At 70.4% G+C, this 6,226-nt stretch carries 8 protein-coding genes; 2 read left to right on the top strand and 6 right to left on the bottom strand.

The features are described from left to right. Positions 1–903: DUF2510 domain-containing protein (locus G5C60_RS48940; protein WP_165270497.1), on the bottom strand; the 903-nt coding region annotated here is incomplete at its 3' end. 220 nt (positions 904–1,123) lie between these two features. Between G5C60_RS48940 and G5C60_RS48935 the strand changes: the two genes are divergently transcribed. Further along, a complete protein-coding gene (locus tag G5C60_RS48935) occupies positions 1,124–1,546 on the top strand; it encodes an SsgA family sporulation/cell division regulator (RefSeq protein WP_165270495.1) in 423 nt (140 codons plus the stop codon). Here the strand turns inward: G5C60_RS48935 and G5C60_RS48930 are convergent. From G5C60_RS48930 to hppD, 5 genes are all read right to left on the bottom strand, one after another. Then, the gene (locus G5C60_RS48930; protein WP_165270493.1) at positions 1,524–2,930 is read right to left on the bottom strand and encodes an FAD-linked oxidase C-terminal domain-containing protein; all 1,407 of its coding nucleotides are present in this window, start codon (positions 2,928–2,930) and stop codon (positions 1,524–1,526) included. The genes G5C60_RS48935 and G5C60_RS48930 overlap by 23 nt on opposite strands. 216 nt (positions 2,931–3,146) lie before the next feature. Continuing rightward, positions 3,147–3,725, bottom strand: a complete 579-nt coding sequence (gene nthA / locus G5C60_RS48925; RefSeq protein WP_165270491.1) for a nitrile hydratase subunit alpha — start codon at positions 3,723–3,725, stop codon at positions 3,147–3,149. Beyond that, positions 3,715–4,020 (bottom strand): SH3-like domain-containing protein, encoded by a 306-nt coding sequence (locus G5C60_RS53900; protein ID WP_165270489.1) that lies wholly within the window; start codon positions 4,018–4,020, stop codon positions 3,715–3,717. The genes nthA and G5C60_RS53900 overlap by 11 nt, the downstream gene beginning before the upstream one ends. Beyond that, complete coding sequence (locus tag G5C60_RS53895; protein WP_165270487.1) at positions 4,013–4,294, bottom strand: SH3-like domain-containing protein; 282 nt, start codon at positions 4,292–4,294, stop codon at positions 4,013–4,015. The genes G5C60_RS53900 and G5C60_RS53895 overlap by 8 nt, the downstream gene beginning before the upstream one ends. A gap of 150 nt (positions 4,295–4,444) precedes the next feature. Beyond that, a complete protein-coding gene (gene hppD, locus G5C60_RS48910) occupies positions 4,445–5,590 on the bottom strand; it encodes a 4-hydroxyphenylpyruvate dioxygenase (RefSeq protein WP_165270485.1) in 1,146 nt (381 codons plus the stop codon). A 122-nt stretch (positions 5,591–5,712) separates the two neighbouring features. On the opposite strand from hppD, the gene G5C60_RS48905 reads away from it, so the two are divergent. After that, positions 5,713–6,204 (top strand): Lrp/AsnC family transcriptional regulator, encoded by a 492-nt coding sequence (locus G5C60_RS48905; RefSeq protein WP_165270483.1) that lies wholly within the window; start codon positions 5,713–5,715, stop codon positions 6,202–6,204. The last annotated feature ends 22 nt before the right edge of the window (positions 6,205–6,226 follow it).

Raw genomic sequence — 6,226 nt, 5'->3', positions numbered from 1 at the left:
GGGGGTAGAGGGTGCGGAGGGAGTGGAGGAGACAGTGGGAGTGGAGGGAGCCGCGGCGGACTGTGGAGCCGGGGAGTTCGTGGACTGTTCCGGTACGGCGGGGGTCTGGGCACCGGCCGCCGCAGCACCGGCGCCCTGGGAGAGGAGGCCTCCCGCGGTGGGGCCCGCGGCGTGCGGATCGCGCAGCTGCCGCTGACGCGGAGTGGCAGCCCGGAACGCCATCGTGCCCTCGGAGGCGAAAGGGTTACGGGCGCTGGGGACACCGGAGGCTCCGGCCGCCCCGGTCCTGGGCGAGCCGGACGACTCCTCCCCCGGCCCTGCGGTGGGCCGCACCCGCCCCGTGGGCCTGCGGAACACCACCGTGCCGCCGGAAGCCGGGGGCTGGGCGTCCCCGGTCGCGTCGGTCCTGTCGGCCGTGCCGGCCCTGTCGGTCGTGTCGTCGACCCGGTCCTCGGACCTGGGCGCACGGAACCTGACCGTGCCCTCGGTGTGCTCGGACCTGCCCTCCGGCTGGGACGGCTCGGACGGTACGCGTGGATCGGCGGGAGCGCCCCAGCGGACCCGGCGGTCCTGCTCGCCGCCGAAGCCGGTCTGGCGGGAGCGGTCGGCGCCCCACGCGGTCGCGGGCTCGGGCCTGCTGCCGTGCTGGGCCTCCGCGCGCGAGGGGCCCGCGGCGGGCGGGTCCTCGTCGAAGAAGTGCGGGCCCGTCTCCTCCGTTGCGGCGGAGGCAGGACGCCCGCTCTCTGGTGCCGGGAGCGGTTCGCCTCCGGACGGCGCGGGGCGGCTGGTGCCCGGCACCCATGAGGCGCCGTTCCAGTACCGGACATATCCAGGAATGGACGGGTCCGGGTAATACCCTTCGCGGGGCCTGTCGTCGCCGGGGGCCGGGGTTGGGGCGCTCATGTCCGTCGTCCCGTATCTGCTCGGGGGTCGTGTTGAGCGTCCACATCTATCAGACGCTCGCGAAGGTCACGTTCGGTCCTGCCGTACCTACCCCGTTCGAGCAAGGTTCCGCCACGCTTTTCCGGGGAATTCCGCGAACCCGCGTAATGCTTCGCGCCCCGCCCCCTCTCCACTCGTACGGGCCGGCCCGCAGGCCCCCGAACGAGAGGAGACCCACGACATGCACACCGTGGTGGAACGCGAGCTGGAGATCGAACTCGTCCTGTCGCCGGAGCACAGCATCCCCGTGCCGGCGAGGCTCCGGTATCGCAGCGACGATCCGTACGCCGTCCACATCACCTTCCACGTCGACTCCGCCCGCCCCGTGAACTGGACGTTCGCGCGGGAGCTCCTCGTCGAGGGGGTGTTCCGGGCGTGCGGGGACGGTGATGTGCGGGTGTGGCCGACGAAGGCGGGCGGCCGCAGTGTCGTCGTGATGGCGCTCAGTTCACCCGACGGTGACGCCTTGCTCAAGGCACCGGCGGCCCAGGTCTCCGCCTGGCTGGAGCGCACTCTGCGGGCGGTCCCTCCGGGTTCCGAGGGGGGACGGCTCGGCATCGACGGCGGCCTCGTCGAGCTGCTCAGAACAGCTTTCCCGGGTTGAGGATGCCCAGCGGGTCGAAGGCCGCCTTGATCGCGCGCTGCATCTCCACGCTCACCGGACCGATCTCGCGTGCCAGCCATTCCTTCTTCAGGATGCCCACGCCGTGTTCGCCGGTGATCGTGCCGCCCAGTTCCAGGCCGAGGGCCATGATCTCGTCGAAGGACTCGCGGGCGCGCCGGGACTCGTCGGGGTCGCCGGCGTCGAAGCAGACGGTGGGGTGGGTGTTGCCGTCCCCTGCGTGCGCGCAGACGCCGATGGTCAGGCTGTATTTCTCGGCGATCCGCTCGACGCCTTCGAGCAGCGCGCCGAGCCGCGAACGCGGTACGCACACGTCGTCGATCATCGTCGTGCCCTTGACCGCTTCGAGCGCGGTGAGCGACAACCGCCGTGCCTGGAGGAGGAGTTCGGACTCGGCGGCATCGTCGGCCGGTACGACCTGGGTGGCGCCCGCGGCCTCGCACAGCGCGCCGAGCGCGGCGAGGTCGGCGGCGGGGTCGGAGGTGTCGAAGCCGGCGAGCAGCAGGGCCTCCGTGGTCTCCGGGAGGCCCATGTTCGCCATGTCGTTGACGGCCTTCACCGTCGTACGGTCCATCAGTTCGAGGAGGGACGGCACGTGCCCGCCCTCCATGATCCGGCATACGGCGTCACAGGCGGCGGACGCGGACCCGAACTCGGCGGCCAGCACCAGCTGCTGGGGCGGCTGGGGCTTGAGCGCCAGGACGGCCCGTACGACGATCCCGAGCGAGCCCTCCGAGCCGACGAACAGGCGGGTGAGGTCGTATCCGGCGACGCCCTTGGCCGTGCGGCGGCCGGTGTGCATGAGGCGGCCGTCGGCGAGGACGACGTCCAGGCCGAGGACGTACTCGGCGGTGACTCCGTACTTCACGCAGCACAGCCCGCCGGAGGCCGTGCCGATGTTGCCGCCGATCGTGCACATCTCCCAGCTGGAGGGGTCCGGCGGGTAGTAGAGGCCGTGTTCGTTGACGGCGCGGGACAGCGCGGCGTTGATGACGCCGGGTTCGACCACGGCGATGCGGTCGACCGGGCTGATCTCGAGAATCCGGTCCATTTTCAGCAGGGACAGCACGATGCAGCCGTCAGAGGCGTTGGCCGCGCCCGACAGTCCGCTGCGGGCGCCCTGCGGGACGACGGGGACGCGCAGCTCGGTGGCGATGCGCATGATGTGCTGGACCTCTTCGACGGTCCGCGGCAGCACGACGACGGCGGGGGTGCCGGCCTCGCAGAAGCTGGCCATGTCGTTGGCGTACGAGGCCGTGATGTCCGGGTCGGTGAGGACCGCCTCGGCCGGCAGGCCCGCGAGCAGGCGGTCGAGGAGGTTCCCCGTCGCTTCGTCGCGTGGGGCTTCGATACGGCTCATGATCACAGCGTCGCATCCGGGGGCTTCGCTGTGAAGCCTGTTGCCTCCGGCGGTTGGGCGGTGGGGTTCGTTGTCGAGTGCGTTCGTTGTCGAGTGCGGGTGCGTGGGGGCTTGTCGCGCAGTTCCCCGCGCCCCTAAAGGGTGCGCCCTTTAGGGGCGCGGGGAACTGCGCGATCAGCCACCGACAACCCGCAGCCGCCCACGAACCGCCCCCCACCCCCCTTAGGCGCCCGTTCCGATAAGGGCGTTGCGGGTGACCAGAGACGCCAGCTCCCGCTCCGGCAGGGAATCCGTGCCCGGAGGGCGGCGTGGCAGGACCATGTAGCGGGTCTCCGCGCTGGAGTCCCAGACCGTGATGTCCGTCGAGTCGGGCAGGTGGAGGCCGAACTCGGCCAGGACGGCCCGGGGTTCGCGGACGACGCGGGAGCGGTAGGCCTCGGACTTGTACCAGCTGGGGGACGGGCCGAGGAGGCGGATCGGGTAGCAGGAGCAGAGGGTGCAGACGATGACGTTGTGCACCGACTCCGTGTTCTCGACCACCCTCAGGCGCTGGAACGGGCCTTCCATGAGGCCGAGTTCCTTGACCGCGGCCGTACCGTCCGCGAGGAGGCGGGCCCGGTACGCCTCGTCCGTCCAGGCCCGGGCCACCACGCGCGCGCCGTTCGCCGGGGACGCCCCGGCGAGGAACGCGTCGAGCGTCTCATCCAGGGCCCCGCCCGAGAGCACGCCCTTCTCCTCGAGGAGCGTCTCCAGTCGCCGCACCTTCCGGGAGATCAGCGCGTCGGCGTGGTCACCGCTCATGTCCGGGGTCCTCCTCCGATGCGGGGTCCTGCTCCAAGTAGCTTTCCCACAGGTCGAGTACGACGTGATGGTCGCCCTCGCCCCAGAGGTCGCGGGCCGCGAACCGTACCGCGTAGACCTGCTCGACCGGCGCGTCCCCGCCGCCGCGCGCGCTCACGTCCGCGAGCGGTGCGGCGCCCTCGGGCTCGACGACGACTCCGCGCTTTCCGCGCGCGTACCGGGGCAGGCGGGTGTGGTGCGGCGGGTCGTGGAGGTACGTACGGACACAGGCACCCGGCGGGAAGCGGTCAGTCATCGAGTTCCCCCGGCTCGAGAAGGCCCTTGCGCTCCAGGAGCGTGCTGATCGCGTGGAACCACCGCTCGTAGTACGAGGCCGCCAGATACTCCTCCGGCGGCATCGACTCGATCGCGTCCCTGAACTCGTCGGTGTTGAACACCCCTTGCGCGCGCAGGGCGTTGAAGAGCCCGAAGACCCGCGCCTCCCAGTCCGCGTGGAAGGGCTCGGTGTCATCGGTGGTGTCGATGGCACCGAAGCCCTGCATTCCGCCCACGTCGTTCATCCTGGCCATAAGGCCAGCCTAGGCGCTCCGCTGGCGGTGCGGTCATGAAGCTGCGGGTCCGTTGTGGCTGGTCGCGCAGTTCCCCGCGCCCCTTACGGGGCGCGGTACAGCAGCGTGCTTTCCCCGATACCGCTCAGAGCCGGAGGCCCACGCGGCGGGTCAGAGATTGCCCCGCTTCTCCTGCTCCCGCTCGATCGCCTCGAACAGCGCCTTGAAGTTGCCCTTTCCGAAGCCCATCGAGCCGTGGCGTTCGATGATCTCGAAGAAGACGGTCGGACGGTCCTGGACCGGCTTGGTGAAGATCTGCAGCAGATAGCCGTCCTCGTCGCGGTCGGCGAGGATCTTCAGCTCGCGGAGGGTCTCGACGGGGACGCGGGTGTCGCCGACCCACTCCCCCAGCGTGTCGTAGTACGAGTCGGGCGTGGCCAGGAACTGGACTCCGGCCGCCCGCATGGTGCGTACCGTCTCGACGATGTCGTTCGTGTTGAGCGCGATGTGCTGGACGCCCGCGCCGCCGTAGAACTCCAGGTACTCGTCGATCTGGGACTTCTTCTTCGCGATGGCGGGCTCGTTGATCGGGAACTTGACCTTCAGGGTCCCGTCCGCGACGACCTTCGACATCAGCGCGCTGTACTCGGTCGCGATGTCGTCGCCCACGAACTCCTTCATGTTCGTGAAGCCCATGACCTTGTTGTAGAAGCCGACCCACTCGTTCATCCGGCCGAGCTCGACGTTGCCGACGCAGTGGTCGATCGCCTGGAAGGTGCGGTGGGCGGGCGGCTCGACGATCGGGTCCGCGGCCACGAAGCCGGGCAGGTACGGGCCGTCGTAACCCGTCCGCTCGACGAGGGTGTGCCGGGTCTGCCCGTACGTGGCGATCGCCGCGAGGACGACCGTGCCGTACTCGTCCTTGATCTCGTACGGCTCCTCGACCGAGCGGGCGCCGTGCTCGATGGCGTACGCGTACGCGGCGCGCGCGTCCGGGACCTGGATGGCGAGGTCGATCACGCCGTCGCCGTGTTCGGCCACATGCTCGGCGAGGAAGTGGCCCCAGGTGGTGGCGGGCTTGATGACGGAGGTGAGGACGAAGCGTGCGGAGCCGTTCTCGAGGACGTACGACGCTGTCTCGCGGCTGCCGTTCTCCGGTCCGGAGTACGCGACGAGCCGCATGCCGAAGGCGGTGGAGTAGTAGTGCGCCGCCTGCTTGGCGTTGCCCACGGCGAAGACGACCGCGTCCATTCCCTTGACCGGGAAGGGGTCTGCCTCGCGCGCGGTACCAGGGGTGTGATGGATGGTCTCAGTCATGGCGATACGCTCCCTCCGTTCCGCAAGGTGCGCAATAGTTTGCGTATTCACTGGACAATGTGCGCAGCGAATGGCTCGACCGACCGGGCCTTCTGTACAGGATGACCACCCGGGAGGCCCTCATGGGGATCGATCATCTGGACGGCCGGCTGATCGTGCTGCTGGCCGAGGAGCCGCGGATCGGCGTGCTGGAGGCGTCCCGGCGGCTGGGTGTCGCGCGCGGCACGGTCCAGGCCCGCCTCGACCGGCTTCAGTCGAACGGAGTCATCCGCGGTTTCGGTCCCCAGGTGGACCCCGCGGCGCTCGGGTACCCCGTCACGGCGTTCGCGACCCTCCAGATCCGGCAGGGGCAGGGGACGGACGTACGCGCGCACTTGGCGACCGTCCCCGAGGTGCTGGAGTTGCACACGACGACGGGCAGCGGGGACATGCTGTGCCGTCTGGTCGCCCGCTCCAACGCCGATCTTCAGCGGGTGATCGACCGGGTCGTCGGTTTTGACGGCATCGTCCGGGCCGCCACGGCGATCGTCATGGAGAACCCGGTTCCGCTGCGGATCATCCCGCTGGTGGAGCAGGCGGCGGAGGACGACGACCGACGGGAGGGGGGCGGCTGACCGGTGGGGTCGGCTGACCGGC

Source organism: Streptomyces scabichelini (assembly GCF_011045015.1).
In the GTDB taxonomy this organism is placed as follows: domain Bacteria; phylum Actinomycetota; class Actinomycetes; order Streptomycetales; family Streptomycetaceae; genus Streptomyces; species Streptomyces scabichelini.
This window is presented reverse-complemented; position numbering and strand designations above follow the sequence as displayed.